This window comes from Acinetobacter sp. YH12126 (assembly GCF_013418745.1).
GTDB lineage: Bacteria > Pseudomonadota > Gammaproteobacteria > Pseudomonadales > Moraxellaceae > Acinetobacter > Acinetobacter amyesii.
In genome coordinates this window covers 67,023-87,416 of record NZ_VPBM01000007.1, presented here as the reverse complement: position 1 = coordinate 87,416, position 20,394 = coordinate 67,023, and the positions used below count along the sequence as shown (strand labels likewise).

General features: G+C 42.3%; 22 protein-coding genes. 1 reads left to right on the top strand and 21 read right to left on the bottom strand.

From position 1 onward, the window contains the following. Window positions 1-3: 3 nt before the first annotated feature. From FTU62_RS06380 to FTU62_RS06360, 5 genes are all read right to left on the bottom strand, one after another. Entirely contained in the window at window positions 4-2,064 is a 2,061-nt protein-coding gene (locus tag FTU62_RS06380; protein WP_257223087.1) for a hypothetical protein, read from the bottom strand. After that, entirely contained in the window at window positions 2,064-2,468 is a 405-nt protein-coding gene (locus tag FTU62_RS06375; RefSeq protein ID WP_180102209.1) for a hypothetical protein, read from the bottom strand. The genes FTU62_RS06380 and FTU62_RS06375 overlap by 1 nt, the downstream gene beginning before the upstream one ends. Next, window positions 2,465-6,658: a tape measure protein gene (locus FTU62_RS06370; protein WP_180102208.1), complete on the bottom strand. Its 4,194-nt coding sequence runs from the start codon at window positions 6,656-6,658 to the stop codon at window positions 2,465-2,467. The genes FTU62_RS06375 and FTU62_RS06370 overlap by 4 nt, the downstream gene beginning before the upstream one ends. A 392-nt stretch (window positions 6,659-7,050) precedes the next feature. Then, the gene (locus FTU62_RS06365) at window positions 7,051-7,962 is read right to left on the bottom strand and encodes a KilA-N domain-containing protein (RefSeq protein WP_257223086.1); all 912 of its coding nucleotides are present in this window, start codon (window positions 7,960-7,962) and stop codon (window positions 7,051-7,053) included. Window positions 7,963-8,037: 75 nt separating this feature from the next. After that, window positions 8,038-8,199 carry a hypothetical protein gene (locus tag FTU62_RS06360; RefSeq protein WP_180102207.1) on the bottom strand — a complete coding sequence of 54 codons (162 nt, stop codon included), beginning with the start codon at window positions 8,197-8,199 and terminating at the stop codon, window positions 8,038-8,040. A 113-nt stretch (window positions 8,200-8,312) separates the two neighbouring features. Here FTU62_RS06360 and FTU62_RS06355 point away from each other — a divergent pair, with 113 nt between their 5' ends. Continuing rightward, window positions 8,313-8,630 (top strand): Arc family DNA-binding protein, encoded by a 318-nt coding sequence (locus FTU62_RS06355; RefSeq protein ID WP_180102206.1) that lies wholly within the window; start codon window positions 8,313-8,315, stop codon window positions 8,628-8,630. Window positions 8,631-8,642: 12 nt separating this feature from the next. Here FTU62_RS06355 and FTU62_RS06350 read toward each other — a convergent pair whose 3' ends face one another. The 16 genes from FTU62_RS06350 to FTU62_RS06275 form a co-directional block, all read right to left on the bottom strand. Next, window positions 8,643-9,260: a hypothetical protein gene (locus FTU62_RS06350; RefSeq protein WP_180102205.1), complete on the bottom strand. Its 618-nt coding sequence runs from the start codon at window positions 9,258-9,260 to the stop codon at window positions 8,643-8,645. Window positions 9,261-9,262: 2 nt separating this feature from the next. After that, window positions 9,263-9,484: a hypothetical protein gene (locus tag FTU62_RS06345; protein ID WP_171525816.1), complete on the bottom strand. Its 222-nt coding sequence runs from the start codon at window positions 9,482-9,484 to the stop codon at window positions 9,263-9,265. A 118-nt stretch (window positions 9,485-9,602) separates the two neighbouring features. Then, the gene (locus tag FTU62_RS06340) at window positions 9,603-10,193 is read right to left on the bottom strand and encodes a hypothetical protein (protein WP_180102204.1); all 591 of its coding nucleotides are present in this window, start codon (window positions 10,191-10,193) and stop codon (window positions 9,603-9,605) included. 41 nt (window positions 10,194-10,234) lie between these two features. Next, window positions 10,235-10,486: a hypothetical protein gene (locus FTU62_RS06335; RefSeq protein ID WP_180102203.1), complete on the bottom strand. Its 252-nt coding sequence runs from the start codon at window positions 10,484-10,486 to the stop codon at window positions 10,235-10,237. Beyond that, window positions 10,476-11,018, bottom strand: a complete 543-nt coding sequence (locus FTU62_RS06330; protein ID WP_180102202.1) for an antA/AntB antirepressor family protein — start codon at window positions 11,016-11,018, stop codon at window positions 10,476-10,478. The genes FTU62_RS06335 and FTU62_RS06330 overlap by 11 nt, the downstream gene beginning before the upstream one ends. A 266-nt stretch (window positions 11,019-11,284) precedes the next feature. Continuing rightward, complete coding sequence (locus tag FTU62_RS06325; RefSeq protein WP_180102201.1) at window positions 11,285-12,019, bottom strand: hypothetical protein; 735 nt, start codon at window positions 12,017-12,019, stop codon at window positions 11,285-11,287. Window positions 12,020-12,191: 172 nt separating this feature from the next. Further along, the gene (locus FTU62_RS06320) at window positions 12,192-12,623 is read right to left on the bottom strand and encodes a hypothetical protein (protein ID WP_180102200.1); all 432 of its coding nucleotides are present in this window, start codon (window positions 12,621-12,623) and stop codon (window positions 12,192-12,194) included. Further along, window positions 12,613-13,164: a phage virion morphogenesis protein gene (locus FTU62_RS06315; protein WP_180102199.1), complete on the bottom strand. Its 552-nt coding sequence runs from the start codon at window positions 13,162-13,164 to the stop codon at window positions 12,613-12,615. The genes FTU62_RS06320 and FTU62_RS06315 overlap by 11 nt, the downstream gene beginning before the upstream one ends. A gap of 7 nt (window positions 13,165-13,171) precedes the next feature. Next, window positions 13,172-13,612 (bottom strand): gp436 family protein, encoded by a 441-nt coding sequence (locus FTU62_RS06310; protein ID WP_180102198.1) that lies wholly within the window; start codon window positions 13,610-13,612, stop codon window positions 13,172-13,174. Window positions 13,613-13,619: 7 nt separating this feature from the next. Beyond that, window positions 13,620-13,976 (bottom strand): hypothetical protein, encoded by a 357-nt coding sequence (locus tag FTU62_RS06305; protein WP_180102197.1) that lies wholly within the window; start codon window positions 13,974-13,976, stop codon window positions 13,620-13,622. Window positions 13,977-13,986: 10 nt separating this feature from the next. Further along, a complete protein-coding gene (locus FTU62_RS06300; protein ID WP_180102196.1) occupies window positions 13,987-15,063 on the bottom strand; it encodes a major capsid protein in 1,077 nt (358 codons plus the stop codon). 3 nt (window positions 15,064-15,066) lie between these two features. Beyond that, a complete protein-coding gene (locus FTU62_RS06295) occupies window positions 15,067-15,450 on the bottom strand; it encodes a hypothetical protein (protein WP_078193411.1) in 384 nt (127 codons plus the stop codon). After that, window positions 15,450-16,415 (bottom strand): hypothetical protein, encoded by a 966-nt coding sequence (locus FTU62_RS06290; protein ID WP_180102195.1) that lies wholly within the window; start codon window positions 16,413-16,415, stop codon window positions 15,450-15,452. Before FTU62_RS06290 ends, FTU62_RS06295 begins: the two co-directional genes overlap by 1 nt. A gap of 54 nt (window positions 16,416-16,469) precedes the next feature. Next, complete coding sequence (locus tag FTU62_RS06285) at window positions 16,470-17,672, bottom strand: phage minor head protein (protein WP_180102194.1); 1,203 nt, start codon at window positions 17,670-17,672, stop codon at window positions 16,470-16,472. Beyond that, window positions 17,673-19,133, bottom strand: a complete 1,461-nt coding sequence (locus tag FTU62_RS06280) for a DUF935 family protein (RefSeq protein ID WP_180102193.1) — start codon at window positions 19,131-19,133, stop codon at window positions 17,673-17,675. A gap of 12 nt (window positions 19,134-19,145) precedes the next feature. Beyond that, window positions 19,146-20,393, bottom strand: a complete 1,248-nt coding sequence (locus FTU62_RS06275; RefSeq protein WP_180102192.1) for a PBSX family phage terminase large subunit — start codon at window positions 20,391-20,393, stop codon at window positions 19,146-19,148. Window position 20,394 lies beyond the last annotated feature (1 nt).

Here is a 20,394-nt window from a genome sequence, read left to right as displayed (position 1 = left end):
TTTTTAACCTGCTACATAATTTGCCCAAGGATTTGTTTTTGGTGCATATGTGACTGAATTTTCGATCTTAGCCACGGTTTTTCCTGGGCTGCTCGAACTTCCTTCGATCGTCACACTTGAAAGATTGTTGTTTACTATTTCTTTCTCATAAAAGTAACTCGATAAAATCATAGGTGACATTACTACAGCACCAGTTGTGTAATTCACTGTTCCTTGTGCTTGACCAAATGCGTCAACTAGCGCTCCAGATCCATTATCAGTTACAACAAAAACTATAGTGTCACCAAGTGCTGAAGTTAGTGGCACTTCAAGCATGATTGAGTTTGGTTGAAGTGCCGCACCAGTACCTATCGTAAAAGCTAACTGCTGGTTTGTATTGGGAATCGCAGCTGGCACATCCTGAATTTTTGCATCCCCAAATTGATAAGAAAAATTAAAAACCGTACCCTTTTGCGGTAGTTTTTTGGGTATTAATGTGCCTCGTCCCAACGCAAAATTAACAAATCCCTCAGCGTCACCAACAAATTGACCAGCATTGTTTGATGTTGCTGTTTTTGCTACACCCTCAAGCATCCATGTGACCGATACAGTACCTGCTACAAGCGCCTCCTGCTCAAGATCAAATTCAAACTTAGCCGGTAATACTGGCAAGTTTGAGCGAATAAATGTTGAAATTGGTGTACCCCAAAGAAGTATTATTGAGCTATCCACATCGGGCAATGCGCCTGTTGTTAAAATCCAAGATCCAGTTTCATAATTAATCATGCCTGAACCAAATGATGGGTTGGAGCCTTTAAGTTGCCCAGCACCATCGTCCTTAAGTTCGTAGAACTTTCCCTGACTCATATAGGTGATAGATAAAGCCCCTGGGGTTGGGGTTGGCATCAACACACCCGTGTAATTCATAGCTTGGGTTTGTTTTGTCACTGGTAGTGAATATGACTGATAGTATTGATTCGGAGCTGAAGCTGGGGTAAAGCTGATAGCTAAGGTTGTGGTCCCTGTACCCGCAGAATCAGTCCATTTAATGTGACCTTTCTGGTAGTCAATTGTTCCGACCTGGGTGCCTGCGGGAGTTTTCAAAAGCCCAGCCTGATCGGCTATTGATTGTCCAAACAATGTAAATGACATGCTAGATGGCATTACAGACGAACCTATAAAAATGTTTTGATTCGAACCAATAGTTGCTGTGAAATTAGCAGTAATTCGACCATCACTGCCCGGCACCAACACAACACTCTCACCTGCAGCATTTACATCAATGATCGGTGTTTCACTTTGAGCAGATGGAATGAGCTGCGTAAACATTGAATCCGCATTAACCGTGTATTCACCAACATGAGCATCAGATGCCAGTTGAGTAGATGAATAATACAAACCAGTATCAGCAACAAGCGTATCGCGAAGAACCGTTTTGGACGGTGTATTACCGGCGTACCACTGACGTGCTGACAAGCCTACAAAGTCACGTTCTAATGGATCATTGATTTGATAAGTCGCTACCTTGTATTCAACAGTTTTTTGATCAACCACCATCACTGCCGTGCGGGTATCAACCTTAGTAATCCGCACATACTGTTCGAATTGTAGTGCTTTACCTTCATCTGAAATCAACACGATCGTATCACCGACACTGGATTCAGTTTCTTGTGGAAACATTACCACTTGCAGTGATGACATACCTTGCCAGTGCGTATCAAGTGGCGTGCCGGCAATCTGACCACCTTTAGCCAAGTAATTTTCAACTCGGTTTTGTGCGGCCTGGCGTTCGTCGGTCCATGACTCAGTGCTGAATAATAATGCTGATACGTTTGGATCCTCGGGTAACTCAGATACAAATACTGTGGCACCCATAAGTAAGTCAGTATCATTCGTGGTCACAGCTGGGAAGATCTTACGCATCGATACATCACCGATTGTACGATCTAGTTCAGAAATGTCATTGAATAAGTTATTACTTAATCCGTCTGCCACAATCTGACCGTTATATTTCCCACCACCATCGCTATTATCGGTGTCACGTTCAGCGTGATAGATCACTAAATCTTTGGTTTCAATTGGCATTATTCACTCCAAAATCTGAGCGTTAAATTCATAGGATCATCAAGTGATACAGGTGGAATACCTTTCACCGGTGTTGCCTCTAAAGCACCATCTACATGATTAAAAACCACGTTAAACTTCCGTGTGTCATGCGCCCACTCAAATTGCAGTTCAAACTTTTCATTCAACACTGACCAAGCTTGCAACTTACGGACGACACCTAATGAAGCCCACCCCATACCACTGTCCGCCGGCTGCAAAGTTATTGGCTGACCTGAGAGTTTGGTGCCTTCCTGAATAATTGGCGTGCCATCCATGGCATATTCCAAAGATTGCTCCTTGGCTTTCCAGCTAAATTCATCAGACCAAAAAAAACCGTCTTCAATTGAGACGGTTTCTGATGTTGAGATGCGTTTTATTTTCATGTTGATTTACTCAATGTACCTAACTGCTTAAGCATCGCTTCAAGGCTTGATTGACTCTCAGGCGATCCTGTTAGTTGCACTGTTTCATTACCTAGTTTGAGTTCATATGAAATACTCTTTGATGAAGATCCTAAGCCACTGGCCTTTGTAGAAACATTATTAGGCGCATATTGCTGCATACGCTCTAACTCTGCATTCACTTGCTCTACGTTGCTTAGGCCACCAAAGAATCCAAAGCCCGATGATTTATAGCCATTCACACCTTTGGTCCCTTCATAGATATCTTTTGCATGCTGTTTAGCAGCCGCATCCGAATATCCCATGGCTTTAAGCTCAGCTTCGATATCTTCAGCATTTTTAGCCATCTTGCCTTTGGTACCTTTTCGAGTCTCATGCATTCCACTTGATGCTGCACTAACCGCTTCTTCCCACGCGCTTTTAACTGAATCCGCTTCATCTCGACCTGTTTGGCCAAGGTTGCGGAATCCATCTTCAGCGCCAGAAGTTGCATTTTTTACCTTGTGCATTGTCTGTTCAAGGTTTGACATTGATACAACCGAGGCTTTACCTGTTTCGTCAACCTGAATCTTCAAACCCAGTGAAGCTGCTTTAGAATTTGCAGCAGCAATTGCTTGTGCATCTCCAGATGCATAAGCTAAACGAATAGTTTCTTCATAGGCTTTCTGGAGATCTTCTTGTGTCGCTTGCCCACTCTTGCGGACAAGCTCAAAGTCAGCTAAAGCCAATTGTGCTGCAAGCTTAAGCTGCTCTTTGGTTTTAATACCAAGTCGCTCAAAAGCTTTTCCAGTTTCATCCAAATCATCGGGTAGTTCGGAGTTCGCCCGTTTTATTGCAATGATGCCTAACTCGACCTGCTTGGTTGAAAATACCCCTTGCGCTTCAAACTCGCGCATTTTGGCATTTGCAGCATCAATCTCAACCTGACTTTTGGCCTTGCTTAGCCAATCCTCCCATGCCTGATAAAGAACATCTCCAGCCTGTTTGCCAGTAACTCCTGCTTCACTCAGTCGGTTTCTAAACTCATCTAACTCATTCCCAGAACTCGAAAATGATTTAGATACTTTGTTCAATGAGACATCAAGATCAACGCCAAAAAGTTTCGCTGCTGCTGAAGCTCTTGAGTACGCAGATTCAGCAACTTGACCAGAACCAGTTGTAGCATTATTGAGTTCGGCAATGCGAATATCACGATTAGCCTTAAGCTCATTCTCTTTTGCATTAATAGCATCAATAGAGCTTTGTGCTGAAGCTAATGCATTTAAGTCACCAGTCTTTTTAGCCTCCTCGATCTGCTTATCCAACAAAACTCGCTCAACTGCAGCTTGTTTTTGGTAGGCAAGTAATTCTTCGTCAGCTTTTTTGACATTGTCCTTGGCTAGCTTTAAGGCCTCTTCTTTTACTCTGGCATTTTCTGCTGCCTGCGCTGCGCTTTCACCTGCCTGAACTGAAACCTTACCAGCTTCATCAATGGTGACGATGTAGCCCTTGGTTAATAGATCGGCTTGCATCACGCCATCCATCACACCGCCATTGGCGGCAATGGCTGCTTCTGCAGTTGCTTGAGCTGATGCTAATAAATCGCTATCCAGTTTTGCTTTGGCTGTGGCATGTTCTTTTTCACGAGCTTCCAGTTCATTGGATTTCTGAAGGATTGAATCAATGGTGGACTGGTTGCCGTCCTTGCGAGCCTGATTGAGCTGTGCATCGATACTTTGACGCTCCGTGGCAAGCTCTTTGGACTTCTGGGTTAATTCCTCGTTTTGTTTGGTTAATTCAGCGAAAGTTGCCTTGTTGTTTTCAACTGTTTCGGCGTTTTTTTGCTCTTGGGTTTTATTAATATCTTTATAAGTTTCAACTACTGCCCATTTGTGCTCAGTACTAAGCTGAATAGCTCCACGCATATTCTTTTCAGCTTGTGCAAACATGCGATCAGATGATTTCTCAGCTTCGTCTGCTAAGTCTCCCATGAATGGAATATAGTCAAGCGTTGCAGAGATAAGACTATATACACCTCCAGCCAAAAACTGAACAGATGCCAACAACACCTTTAAGCCAATATTGAGGCCAAAACTAGCATCACTAATAGCAGCCATAGCCATTCGTAGCACATTAAAAAGAGTTGTAAGACCACTTACACTCTCCCCACCACCTAGTAACACATTAAATACAGGAGATACTGCATCCAGAGCTGTTGTAAATGCACTCCAAATAGTTTCTCCAAGATCAGCTACATATCTAATATTCTGCTTAATATTTTCATAGATTTGCGTCAAAGTATCTCTTAAGGCATTTAATGTGCTTGGATCAATGTCATCAAACTTGGATGTGAAATAACCAACCCCTTCTGCCACATCATCAAAAAATACTTTTAATATCCCCAGATTATCCGCGATGATCGACAGTGCGTTAGCTACCGCTGCGCTTGAACCATTAGCCTGATCCATCTCCCCAATCAAAATCTGCCATTGTGTGGAAATTTTCTGTAAAGCATTACCAATGGTTGTTGGAAATTTAGCGTAATCCGCTTCAATCGCTGCCGACTGATCTTGCAGCGCTTTAATTACTTTTTCTGCTGACAGCTCACCATTTTCAGCCATCTTGCGCAGCTCACCAGTGGTAACACCTAGAGACTTGGCTAATGCTGTTGAAATGCCTGGAGCTTGCTCCATGATCGAGTTGAACTCATCACCACGTAGTACGCCAGATTGCAGAGCCTGAGTTAATTGCACAATTGCGGCTTCACTCGCTTGCGCCGATCCACCACCTGTTTGGATGGCCATGTTAATGGTCTTGACCAGATCTAAGCTTTGCTGCTGAGTCATCCCCATTTGCTTGCCAACATCATTCACTTTCGTGAATAGGCCTGCTGTGGCGTCAAGGCTTGTATTTGTCATCAATGCGACTTGATGAACACCAGCCATGGCCTGGGTAAAATTACCACCCTCACTGGTTGCAATGTTGATACGTGCTGAAAGGTTGGTGTATGCGTCCGCAGTTTCAGCAAGTTCACGAATACCCAGGCCAATGCCGACTGTAGCCAACGCCCCTACTAACGCAGTAACTGCAAATTTGGCACCATCCATGCCTTTTGATAAAGCAGACACACCGGAATTAGCCTTTTGTGCGGCAGGATCTATTCCATTTAATTCATTCTTTAACCTTGCGATCTCTTGCTCAGTGGCCTGAGTTACACGTGCTACTTCTTCTGCAGGAAGCTTACTATTGGCTTTAAAATCCTCAAGTTTTCTTGATAAATCAGCTATTGCATCATTAATTACAGTTGGTGGCTTAATCCCTAATGCACTGTAAATATCATCACCAGCCTGTTTAGCGCTATTAGAGGCTTTATCTGTGCTGGCGGTAACACTTTGCATTGCTGACGATGCTTTTACATTAAACTCACTAAATGCGGATTTGGTTAAAGTTAATGCGTCTTCTAAGGCATCCACTTTTGTTTTGGCATCGTTAAATTTTTCAAAAGAAACGGCTTCGGATGACTGGGTGAGTGCCTTAAACTCAGTTGTTGCTACTGCTAGTTCACGCTCAAGCGCATTGATGCTATCTGTACCAATATTGCCAATTCGCTCCACCTCTTTGGTTGAAACAACGGCACCGTCACCCATGCTGTCAATTGCACGAGTGGCGCTCTGAGCTTCAGAAACAATATTGGTTAAATCCACTGACGTAAATTTTTGAACTTCAGAAATAGTTTTACTTGCGGCTTTATCTACACCAACCATTGCATCGGTGGCAGTTGCTTCATAAATACCAAATGCAGCCTCTACACTTTGGATCGATGCTTTAAGGTCAGCAACGCGATTTACAGCATTCTGAATGTCTGACGGCGTAGCTTTTGTTTGTGATAGTTCAACAAGCTCGGCCTGGGCACCTACAAGCTCAGTATTCAATGCTCCAATCATTTGTTGGCTTTGCATCGACATATCACGAAGCTGGCTTGCACTTACCGTGCTCTTATCACCAAGATTGCTAATTTCTTTAGTGGCTTTATTGAGCTCACCAACCAATGCATCCACTTGAACATTCTTTGCTTCAGTTCTAATGGTTTCGAATACTTTTTTAGTGACTTCTTCAGACTGCTTTGCAGCAGCTACCAGACCTTTGCTATCGCCATCCAGAATAAGTTTGAACGTTAGATTTTTACCAGACATGGCAACCTCAATTTTTTGGCATAAAAAAAGCGCCTAGAAGCGCGCGGACATTAAAAAAACCAACCTTGTTTTGGGTTGGTTTTATAAATTTAGCTTCATGATTTTCACAAAATGTACTTAAAAAAAGCTGTTATAGCTGTTACTGCTCCAGCCAAGCTGCCAATGACAAGGGAGATTGACTTCCCCCAAGCCATAATAATGGCAACTTTTCCTGTATCCTGTTCGCTCATTTTACCCTCTATGCTTATATTGGGTTTGGTGTTAAAATTGTTGGGCATAGATATTTTTCTAATCCTTTCATTAAAGTTTTGGAAATAAAAAACCCCGATGCGCTAACATCGGGGTTTTTCTTTGGGTATAAAAAAACCACTCCGAAGAGTGGTTTTTTTATGTTACTTAGCTAAATACCATTCAATAGTGTGTATCGGTTGCCCACCTAATTGGTCATAATGCGTTAATCCGTTCTTTCGAGCAGCTCGGTTTAATAAATTTGCGTGACAAGCTGCTTCCTGTGCATAACCTATAAGCTGTGCTGAATACTCACTCCTTAACATTGAAAGCGCAGGATAAATATCATTTTTTATGATCTTTGCAAGTTTAGGCACGTACCACATCAGAAACTGCACATTCTCATCCTGCCAAGGCCGATATTGTTGGTTGCTTGTATCATCAAACCCAAAATAACTAGCCTCCTTTTTCCCTTTTAAATCCATCACTTCTAAATAATGCTTTGCATCTTCAAAGTGAATGGCACGTAATTCACGGTAGCTTGCTGAATATTTAAAATGATTCTTTAAACGACTCCACATTTGCACAATGAGATTTTTATTCTCTCCAGCGCGTGTATGAACAATGTTGTAAAGAATGCCTGCTTGTTCTGGTGAGATGGTTTGCTTACCGCCGATCATCCATTCCATGACTTGTGCTCTATAAGCACGGATAACCATTAAGTGGAATTTTGCAGAAATCCACATTGCGTATGAGTAGACTAAATCCTCTACAACATACATGCCTTGCTTAACCCCACCCTTTATAGTATTGATTGCTTTTTGACCGATGCTCATATTTGAGCATCGGTCAAAATTCGCACTACTCACATCTGAGACTTGCTCAATCTCAACAATTAACTCTTGAGTTTGTTGATTGCGGATAAAATTCGATGGTTTGTGTTTAGCTAAACCACCACTAGCTTTATGAAGATCATTCAAGCAGTAACGCCCATCTTCATCCTGACGAATTGAAAATTCACCAATAACCAATGGTTGAGTGTTTGGGTTTGCAAAGTTTTGTGTTAAATTAGACATAGTTACTTCTCTTAGTAATGACATCAATCAAGCCCGACCGTCCAAAGTTCTGGGCTTTTTTGTTGTCTATTGATTTCATGCTTTCGCATTCTCTTCTTTCAAAAACTTTTTAATCGCCTGATTAATTAAATAATTCAACGAACGATCTTCCTTTTTTGCAACTTCCTTAAGCTCTTTATGATCCTTATCATCCAAGAATCTTAATTTGTATTGCTGGCCTTTTTGGTTTGCGCTCATGCTTCCCTCTTTAATACCTAGTAGGTTTGATAAATATAAAACCTACTAGGTTTATTGTCAACACCTTATAGGTGCATTAACATCGTTTTCATTCCAGAAGCTAAGATTTTGTTATGTCAAAAGACTACTATCATCAGACTGACCCGCAATACAAACTCAGATGGTCGGCTGAGTTGCGCGATAAGATTCAAGAATCAGCAAAAGAACACAACCGCTCAATTAATGCCGAAATATGTACTCGTTTAGAGCAAAGTTTTCTGCAAAACCAAAACGATTTTAATGCTGGTTATAATGCTTGTATGGTTCAGATGGTAATTGCAACATCAAAAGCTATGTCTGAAAAAGGCATTCCTTGGGAAGATGTTCAAAAAGCCTTAATTGAGGTAATAGATGACTTCCAGAAAAATTCCAATAATAAAAAAGCGCCTTGAGGCGCTTTTTTATTAAGAATTCTTACATGCTGTATTTTGCTCAATAGCATCAGCCAGTTTGTTGAAATATGAGATCTTAAGTTTCTCCATTGTTTTTGCAGACCTAATATCATTTTGCATAAAATAGACAAACATTAAAATTTCATCATCCATAGCTGACATCAATTGACTCTTAGCCCCAACTAAACACCCTGTTATCTGCAAAAGATTCAGCTCATCTCTTATTTTTCTCAACTCAGTGACAGGTGTTGCAATTGAAACACGAGCTGTTGAAGATGCTATATTATCTTGAGTCATCCACTTATCAAAAACTATTTTAAAGGCTTTTAATTCGTTTTCCTCTTTTTCTTTTGCTGCTATTCGCGCCTTTTCACTATTTTGAACTTTATGATACTGATCTTGTCTCTCTTTCTCTGCTTTCAAGGCTTTTGTCTTTTCCAACTCGGCTTGTCGTTGAGCGGATAATTGGAGAGCTTTCGCCTCATCAACTTTCTCTTGCTCCAGCTTCTGTTGATGCGCAACTTCAGCTTGCTTCAGACGTTCGATATCAGCCTTATTGCTCTGATTAACGAAGTAAAACAACCCACCAGCAATTAATACAGCAGCTACAATTAAAACCTTAAGGTTCACTATCAACGCTCCCAATTAATCTTGTAAACATTGCCACCAATAACAGTAATGGTGTAGGTCTGGCCATCTACTTTATAAATGTAGATTGTGCCCTTATGTGGCCATCCGTTGCGGTCGTGCACAACTTGACGATCTACAGATTCAGGTTGTCCAAGTACATCCTTGAGTTTTGCTTCTGAATTACCAAGCTCAACAAAACCATTGCTACCACGCAGTGCTCTCATATCTACTGCAAATGCTTGTGCAGACACACATAGAGCCAATATTAAAACTAACTTTTTCACCCCAACACCCTCAATATATAATTATTGAGCACATATTAAGTGAAAACCGTAACTTACATCAATGTTTAGATAACTCATCTTGGAACGTTGTAAATCCTTTTTTATCTGCATGGTGTGCGGCTCGGATAATATTTGAATCAAACTTTCCACGATTACACTGATACTTCTGAGCAGACTTTAAGTAATTGATGAATGTGCCATAGGTCATTTGCAGAATATCGTCTTGTCGATGGCCATACGTTATCAAGTACTGGAATGAATCAAACCAAGTTTGTTCAACACTACCTTTCTTTTTATGTATTTTAGGGCCTGGCTTAACGTCTTCATTGAAATATGCACCATTTACTTCGATCACATGTTTAAGAAGATGGCTAAACTCCAACGAATCTGATTCAGCGAGATCTAATAGCGTCTCTATTTCAGTGTTTGTACACATTGAGCAAAGTTGAAATACATGCGCGCCATAATCTTTAACCAGGCTTGCGCCGATTAAATCTGAATAATCACTTTGCTTTAGTCTGTCACGAATAACTGATGCAATTGGTGACCAGATATCAAAGTTATGCATCTGCAATTGCTTCACTTCCACATCATTGCCAAGCACTTTGATTGTGATCAAGCGGTTATTCGCTAAAAAGAAATCATTCATGATTGAATCTCTAAAAAGCCACCCGTAGGTGGCGATAATTATCAACCTTGCGTCACACCTTGTATGCCTTTGCATAATTTCAAGATGCTTTCGGCATGCAGCGTGATGTGTCGATGGTTCGGCTTAGTTCGTTCGATATCAATAGCTATTAGCATTGCTGCGCGTAGGCTTTCTGCCGGCTCTACACTTTCAAAAATGTAGGTGTCGTTATGAACAACAATATCAGCATAACCATCCTCTTCTGTGCTTGGTCTGCACTCCACCACAATGTAAGCAGGAACATTATTTGTCATTATCTTTATCCTGATCAAAATCTAAGGATGGTTGCGCCTCTTTAATCAGTTCATCTAATTCTTTAAGCATAGCTGGTTTGGTCTGCTTACCTTCTACAGACAAAAACCACCCTGCCTCAGACAAGCACTGTGTAATCAGCTCAACTTGTGCTGAAAGCTTACCAATGCGCACCTGTAGCCCATCTTTGAGCTGACGAGCTAATTCTTCTTGCTCGATATAGTATTTTCGAATCTCATGACCTTTTTTATTGCGCTCCATCATTCCAAGGTGTTTAGTCATATCTACTGAGATGATGTATTCGTTTAAATATTTTGCACCTGACACCTGCTCCTCTTTTTTGAGGACAAGGGTGTAATCAAAATTCTCTTCAAAACCACATTGTTTAATGCGTCGCTTAATCCAATCCGAAAAGTCCGTCTTAACCTCTAGCATTTTATGCAGGTCGCGCGCATTCACACCGAGCTGAATTTTTCCATTTAATTCAACTTCGATAAATGGAGTTTGATTTTCAATTTTTACGATTGCATTCATTGATCTGCTCCGACTACTCATTAAAAAAGAAACACTGGCAAGAAGATGCAATGAATAGTCGAAACGACCATCTTCTTTTCGGGGATCAGCCTAGCCAGTGGTTTGCCCAAATTTCAGGCATTAAAAAAGCCGACTTGTTAGGCCGGCTTCGCTTTGAAAAATATAGATTCTTGTCAAGGGTTTCGTAAAACCCTACAGGGGGTCACCTAAAACTCAGGCACAAAAAAAGACGCATATGCGCCGTGGAGTTCTTTGTGCCTGAGGTTTTACACTTTCGGAATTGTCACAACGTGGCCATATAGACCAAGTGTTTCATCTGATCCTTTGCTTACATCAGATAAGGCTTGACCTGAAATTTCATATTGGCCAAGGTCTTCATGAATTAATGGGAACGTTGTCTCAGGTGATTTCTTCGTACGCCATAAGCGAACAGCCATATTGTCACCAGTTGCTGTGTTAATCCCTTTAAAGAACAGTTCATATTCTTTATTGAAGTCACTCGCAATGGTGGTATGACTTACTGCACCAGTGGTGTAGGTTGCCGTTACTGGTTCTGCAATCGTTTCTTTAAAGATCACAGTACCAAAAACTGAATCAAGTTCATATTTCAATTCATCAATAGCTGCAGAACCAGCTTTAAACGAAACTGTTGTAAGGCTATAGCCATTGAGCTTTATTTCTTCACCGACTTTCACGGCACCAAGTGCTTGATCAGTCACTGTATCGCTAGCAACTTCTGACTTCATACCAGAAAGGATGTACTGAAGGTTGGCATCATCCACTTCTTCAAGTTGTCCTGAAAAGTTCACACCAGTGGTCTTTGTAAGCACAAAGTCTGTTGTACGCTGACCGGATGTGCTTTCTGTGTGCTCAACCTGATCAGTTGTAATTTCAAGCTCAAATTCAGGCACGTTACCAATATGGCGCATCGCACCTGCAACACCATTTGCAATCTCAGATAAATAGAATTTACCTTGGAGTGAAATATAATTTTTAGCCATCGGTTTTTACCTCTTTAGCGGGTTTATTTGGAGCAGATGGCTTCACTTCTTCAATGATTTTATCTGCGAGTAATTTGCTGATTTGATTCTCTGTCAGCCCACCAACAATCTCGCCGGCAGAAAAACGCCCGACGGGTTGCCGGGCTTTATATTGTTTTTCTATGAATGGCTCCTATACAAACATTTTTGATTCAAACACCAAAGTGATATATACACACGTTGGTGAATAATCTTCTTCGATCGCGACCATACTTAATGGACGATTACTGGATGCAGGCTTCCAACCGGATAAAAGCTTTAATACTTTCATCGTTAACTTGCCTACACGATCCAATACAGCCGAACCATCTTTTTGCTGTGAAGCAGCATGACGTTCGCAAATTGTGACTTCCCATTGCTGCCCTAAACTCATCATTGCAGATCGCCCAACATCATCTGACTTACGTACGCGACGATAATAAATTTGAGCATTTGGTGTGACCTGTGACAGCTCTGTTACTTTTGCAGAATTAGCCGGTGTATAGATCTTCTTGAAATCAGGAATTTCTTTTAGCTTTTCTTCAATTTCACTTCGTACAGCAAAGAAATTATCTTCATCCGTCATTTGTTAAGTGCTCCACGATTAAATCCATCACTTTCAATTCATCACTTTCCGTTAAGCCGAGGAATGGTCTACGTGGCATATTTACCTTGTAGGCCTTACCCATCGTTTCCTGCATGAAGTTGGAACGCGCTTTACGTACAAACTTATTGCCAACCAGGCCGGTGCGTTGATTTTGTCGAAAGTAGGTGCGACGCATACGCGCTTCATAATGGATTTCACCACCAAAATGATGAGTAGCGCCATATTCCACGTCAGTTCCAATTTCAACACCACCACCTAGTACATTATGAGTAATAGAATTCATAAGCCTTGATGTATCACGCAAAGTGGTACCACCTTTACGGGCAACCCGACCTGATAAACGCCACTTACCTTCCAAGCCCTCACCATTGGTCCACCGGTTGCGAATATTGCTCACAACCGAATGACCAATAGCATCAAAGAGCTTTGGTTTGCTTTGATCGAAATTTGATAAACGTTCCAAAGCCTGCATAACGGCAGACTCACCATCTGCCTCAATGGTAATTGCTACGCCTGACATATCAGCCTCACTTGATGCTAGGCATCATATTTAAGACATCATCACCAAATACTCCACCACGATAAGTACTACCAATAGGTAGCGTTGATGGACTATTTACCGGCTTCTCTTCAGTAACTTCGTTTTGGGGATTGAGGATGTTTAAAGTAGCTTTACCATCAGCAACTCGTTTTAAGAAATCAATTTCCGCCTTATAGCGGTTCTCAACTTCATCTGTTGGATGCTGAAAGTAAAGTCTGTATCGCGCAATGTTGCACGCAATACGCTTTAAAGTGCTAGGAGTACTTGGCAATGGCAGCACATAACGAACAGCGATATAACTGTCTATTTCCTCTGATGCATCCTGCAGGGTTTCTTCAATCGAATTCCCTGCAGTTTGCATCGCCTCTAACTCTTCTAGTTCACCCTCACCAAATCGCGCTACCAAGTCAGATTTAGTCGCATACATAGGTCACCTACTTGGCTTCTGAAGCAGCCTTCTTCGCTTCGGCAGTTGCTTTTTTCAGGGCAGCTTCAGATGCAGCCAATGCTTTTTCAAGCTCTGCAACCTTCGCTTTAAGCTCACCATTCTCCTGATCTGATTTGACCTTTTCATCAGTCATCAGCTTATTTGCTGCAATAAGATCAGTATTGGCTTTTTCCAGTTCAGCTAAGCGTGCGGCTGAACCATCAGCCTCAGGTTCTTCTGGAGCCTTTTCTTCTTCAATCGCCCCAGATGTTAAAAGGGCCTGAAGTTGTTTAGCTTCAAGCCCTGTGATTTCTTGGCCTGGACGAAAGTGTCCAAGCGACTGCTTTGCAATGTACTTCGTCATAATATTTTCCTTATACGAACCCGCGACCGCCTACCAGGCCATTCTTATTGTTTGGAATCGCCAGTGGAGATGATTCAGCAAGCATTTGAATGCTTGAAGGGTTCTTTTCTTGCCATTGGCTTAGATAGAACTCTAGAGCTTGGCCAAAAGCCTCTACGTTTTGGATAGCACAGTGAGCGATCCAACCATTAGCATCAGAGATCAGTCCAAAGAAGTCTTCTGGAATAAATCGTTCCGGTGTACCGCCACCAATACTGTGTTGAACGTCATACGTCCAAATTTCAATGTTGTCGACCGTACCACGGAACTGCGGTTTATCCATTTGATCAAAGGTTGGAGTCAAAGGAACACTAATACCCGCATATGGTGCAATGAACTTCTCTTTAAACTCTGGATCTTTGATTAACGTGTTGTACACCTTAGATGTTGTAAGCGCCATTATTGGAGAGGTACCAGAATGTTCTACTGATAGATCAATCATGGTCTGGAAATCTTTTACTGGTGTAGCACCAACCTGCCCCCATTTGATCAATGGAGCAAATGTACAAGCTGCATTACGCTCATAATCTACTTCATACATTGGGAAGTCAGCAGAAGCGAATGTTGTCTTACCATAGAGCAATACATCACGAGCAATCAGCAACTTTCGATTTTCAATGGACTGGCGCAGGTATAAAGCCTTTTGAGCCTGATCAATCAATAGAAGATCTGCATCGCTTAAACGGTTTGAACCTGTTGCAATGACACCAAATTTACGCAGTTGAGTGATTAGCGCAGTATTTTGCACATCACTTGGCATGACCGTCATCATCGGCTTTAAATAAGCCGGTTTAACAAATTTCACGTTGCCAGATTCACCGACTTTAATTTGGCGACCAGCAGCTGTTGGTGTCACGAATGGCGCGAGCGGCGTTGCTGTATTTAACTCACCTACAGGAACTTCTTTTTTGGTGTACGAGACACGTTGAGGAAAGAAGCGATCCATTAACCACGTGTCTACCTTCTGAGTAGTATCCGTTAATAACACCAACTGAGGCACATCCAATAGTTCAACCGGTGCGTTCTGAAATGTAAAAGTTTGACTCATTGATTATTTCCCCACGACTTTACGAAGTTCGATTTTGTTGATTAAGGCCTGGGCACGTACTGCGTCATATTGAGCTTCCGTTAACGGCGTACCATTCACGGTTACCACAGCAATATCAAATGCACCCTGTACGTAAATTGGCATTTCCAGGCCATTGGCCGCATGGTACGTAGCCTGCTCCACAGTCATATCTGTATTGGCAATGGCATTCCAATCACCAACTACACCTTCTGTTACCACGGGGTGATCTGCAAGGTTGTTTGTAGCCACCTTCAACAAATCACCGCGTTTATATGCAGTCGCCGTTTTTACTTTGGCGTTTTCTGTACGAACGCCATCACCCACTACAAGCTGTGTAGTCGTGATTGTTTGAGTAATGGTTCCCATTATTTTTTTGCTCCTTGTTGCGCTGCAGCAAATTGGTTAAACGCATGATCTAAGGCTGTACCTTGCTGATCGCCTTGGCCTTGTTGCCCACTTTGATTGCTATTCGCTTGATGAGTGAATAAGTGTGCGAATTGCGGTGGGATCTGCTGTTGTTGCTGACCAGATGGTGGTTGCTGGCTACCTGCAGAAAATTGCTTTAATTGCTGTGCCATAAATGCGAATGCAGAATCATCCATATCTGTATAGGATTTCTTTTCTTCAGCACTGAATTGCTTATTCATTGCTGTTTCAAGCGACTTGATGTCTTCTTCACGCTTATCGGCTTTGAATTTTTTAAGTTCGGCTTGTGCAGCATCACGATCAATTTCAGCCTGCTTTAATGCGGCCTGGGCTTTTTCTAATTCGGTCACGTCTGTGTCCTCTTTGCTAGTTTGTGTTGGGTTGTGGCTGGCTGCCACGGCGTTTGTGTTGTCATCTGCACCCAAAGCACAGAAAGACACTTCACGAATGCGACCACCACGAAATACCGTGATTGGTCCTTGGTGAACTTTTCCATTGACTGTGACAGATGCATCAGCCTGAATTTCTTCTACAGATGACGGCTCAATGCGTACTGACATTTGCCACGGAAAACCATCGTCAGAATCCTGAGCAACTTCGGTGCCGAACTCGTTACTCATTAAGTCACCTGAAACGACTAAACCTTGTTGATGATTAATGCTGTGTTCATTGATGACACCTGCACGCTGACGTGGTGAGTGATCGAGTAATGCGGGAATACGCCCCTTAATTTTCATTGAATCCAAATCAAAAATGATTCGATCCCAATACCAATGGTCTGTAATCACTTCACCGCTATATGCCACGCCTGTGAATGTGCGTTTTTTCTTGCCGTCTTCGGCTTGATTGACGTTCAGATCGCCAAGCCGAAAGCAATATTTGTCCTGTGTTTCCTCTACTGGCATTTTCATGCTCCATAAAAAAACCGCCCTTTCGGACGGTCTCTAGTTAATTTCAATTTAATTTACCAATGCCTTCAGTGTAAAAACCATCACCCCTTCAACCATCTCCATCGAAACAACTTCAAATGAGACTCCCAAAGGTAGCAAGACACCTTCACCGGCATTCAACTGATCAAGATCAATCCCCAGGCCTTTGGCATTCTCAATTTGAAGCATGATGTTTGACTGACCTGCTAAAAGCATTGGTGCATCTAGAGTCACCACCTTACCCACTTCAAGTGAAGCTGCGTAAGCCAGTGTGGTTGTGCCGGTAACAACTTCAGCAGTGTTTTTAGCAACAGCATGAATCGCTGCTATATCCTGAACCAACCACTGCTTAAGCAATTGGTCAGCCTTAGAAATAGCTTTGCTATTCAAATAGCCTGTAATGGCCTGGTCATTGCCTTGCACATAATCCAAGAAAGTACGAATAGCACTTGGTCGAATGCTTGGATCAAGTGGAATCACAGTATTGGCCACCGTATCGAATAAGTCCCGAGTCTTATCATCCATCGGAGCAAATAGGCTCGTAAGCTTTTTCGATGCAGTCCATTCAGCCTTGATGGCTTCTTTCTGCTCGAGGAGGTATTCCTTATCCAACACTGACACATTGATCTTTTTATCAACCAATGATTCCAAATCACCAAACTGCAAAGGATGCGATGACCAGTCCAATGCTTCAGCAACTTCAGGCAACTTATCATCAGGTGTAATACCGTATTTGAGTGCCTGAGCCTCTGTGAGAGCAATGCAGCTACACCGGCAGCGGAACGCAACGGGCGGGTAATGCGTCAGCCAAAATGGATGATCAATCGGCAGTACAATTCGATTCAATGCCAAATGTGCTGGGCGTACACGACTATCATCGATTGCCGAGTACATTAGATAAGGGCGTTTATCCTTATTGCGATTCTGTTGCTGCCATCGCCCATGACCATAAGCACTTTGGATATTGGTGCGAAATACAGTATCTAGATAATGCTTAGGTAGAATGATCTCTGATTCAGCAACGAGCTTCTGAAAATCGTTAAATGTCCCACCATTCGCCAATGTTTTATTCAGTGACTTAATCACTGTCTCAACTTGCTCTAGACTTGATAGAAAGCTCACTGTTGTCGCCATCTGCCGAGTCTTTAAGTCCATTGAGTAAAACTCATCAGGTAGCACAATCTTTTTGTCATGCGCGTACTGAAGCGCCTCAAGGAACGTGACTGGTTGCATCTATTTCCCCTTAGCAGCAGTCGCATACCCCAATACATCTGCAGCATATAAAGCCTGATCTAAATTGGCCTTAAACTGAGATTCAGATACCGATGGAATTAACTGCATTAAATTGAATGCCAGGCCTTCAGGACTATCAGACTCAGCAATGAGCTGCTTAATCTGCTCATTACTTAAAAGCTGCAGATCCTTTTGGCCATCGGTTAATTCCTCAACTTCTTGCTGTTCAGCAGAAAGTTTATTGGCCTGGGCTTTAAAGCTGAATGCACGATTAGGTATCGCTGAGAATTGGGTGTTTAGAAGAGGTTGGTTTGACTCAGCAATATCACCATCCTGAAGCCCGTACTCACGCTGAAAATACTGTGGCGTTAGGTTTGCACCAGCATTCTTAAGATGAGCATCACGCTCAGCTTGATCCTTATTGAGTGGTTTAGGTTTTTCACCGAGCATAACCTCATACACACCCCAACCATTTAGAGCGCATAGTGCATTCACCACTGCTTGCAAAGTAGGCGTAACCAGTCGAATGTCAGATTTGAGTTTATCCATCCTTACATTTTCATGGACTTGACCTAATGCTCTGCTACCAACACCATCAGTCCCACTAGTAAGTGTTTGCCCTAAGATGACTTTTTGAATCTGTCGTACAAGCTGATTATTGAAAGACTCAAACGCAGCTCCAGCAGTACCACTCGCACCAGATGTACCCAGTACCTGAACATCGTCTTCAGCATCGATCGACAATACACTTTGAGCATGAGCATTTAATAATGCTCTATTCATGTCTTCAGTTTCGGTATCTTTACATTTACCTAAAAGAATTGGCGTACCAAACCGCTCTAAGAATTTAGCCCAAAATTTGAATCCATTCTGCTTAAAGAAAAATAGCCAATACAGTGTTGCTAGCAATGCTTTTCCATAAGGTTGTTCATATGAAGCTTTACGACGCGTTAGGAAGAATTTAAATACTTGATCGACCTCCTGCTCATTAGCAGCCCCCTCCTGACGGTAAATTAGTCGACCATCATTTTTAGGTTCAAACCATTGCATTGGCTTTTCACCAATCCATTCCAGGCCGATGTAACCCTCTGGTTTAAGTTCATAAACAGCTTCTTGAACCGAATAACCAAAAAACAAGGCATTCAAAGAACCGGCTGCAATCTCATGAAACCATTCTTTAAGAACAAGTGTTAATTTCGCAGCCTCATCTGTATCACTTGGCTCAACTCTTAACGGTGTAGCCAGTAGTGCATCTATGCGAGTCTCAACGGCCTGGGCAACTTCATCATCATCTAGCAATACGCGTAATCTGTGACGTGTAATGCCCGCTTTGCGTAATACTTCATCCGTATCAGGCTGTTTGCCAAAGTTCACCAGAAACTGAGTGACCGCTTCTTGAGTGTATAGGTTGCCAAGAGACAAAGCCTTCTTTGACGCTTTGTCTTTTTTAGACTTTGCCATGTGTTTTCCTTATCAATAAGTTCGACTACCTGCACCAGCAGGTTTTTTGCTGCTTCGACCCTTAATCAATGGCTGTAAGCCATAGCGAATACCATCCATATGATGGTTGTTGAGATCCAAAATATCCGGCAGTACATCACCTGCACGATTGACCTTGTATGAATACAACTTGAACTCTCTAGCTGTTTCAGGGCAATCAGGGTGAATAATGATTTGCTTGAATTTCTTCATATACGTCACACCGTCTTCTACAGATCCAGGCCATTTGTCTGCTGCCTTAATCTTGAAACCTTGGCGTTTCATATAGCTAATAGTTTCAGGTCGCGAATTATCAGCTCTGATTTCGTGAGTACGTACGCCCGGCACTTCATCAAAAAGATTCGGAAGATGATCAATCTCACAACCCACTTGATGAGCTTCATTACGTATATAGAGAATATCGTCATGAATAAAAATACGGTTTAGTGTTGTTGGATCTTGTGAGAACCCCCAATCGGAACCGTAGTACACTTCTGTCCAGTCAGCATCAGGTTCAAACTCATCAACCACATAACGACCAGAGAAGATAATGGCCTGGCTAAATTCAAGGTAAGCACCATGCCAAACATGCTCAAACATAGGCCATGCATTTTCATCACCTGCAGCCTGCATCCTAATTGCACGCTTACGATCTTCCCCGTATTCGTCCAACAGTGTTTGCGGAGCAAATGGGTTGTTGTTGATGTTTACTTCAATAACGATGGAGTCTTCAGGTGCAAACTCACCACGTAGAAAATCATCTATAGGGTCGTCTTTCGATTCGGGGTTCCATGTCGCCCAAATTTGTGACCCCTCAGCACGCATTGTTGGACGTAATAGTCTGAGAGATTTTGCTGAAAGCCTATTAGCTTCTTCAATCCAAGCTATCTTAAAACCCTCAAGGGATTTGATTGAATCAGCTGTGTGGTCTTGCATACCCTGAAAAAGAATTACTCCCTCACCACCCTTTCGCTTGATTAGGTCACGTTGCACATCAAACAGATGTGATACGCCTAGAGCCTTAATCTTGTCCTCAATAAGCTGCTTACTTGAGTACTTAATCGATTTCTGAATCTCACGAATACATACAGCGCGAAGATCTTTATCAATGACGCATTCCTCTACCAGCTGCTCACCTACAAAATGTGACTTACCTGATCCACGCCCCCCATGAGCACCCTTATATCGTGCTGTCTTAAACCAAGGTTTTGACCAACGTGGAGTTTTGATTCTAAGCTCCACA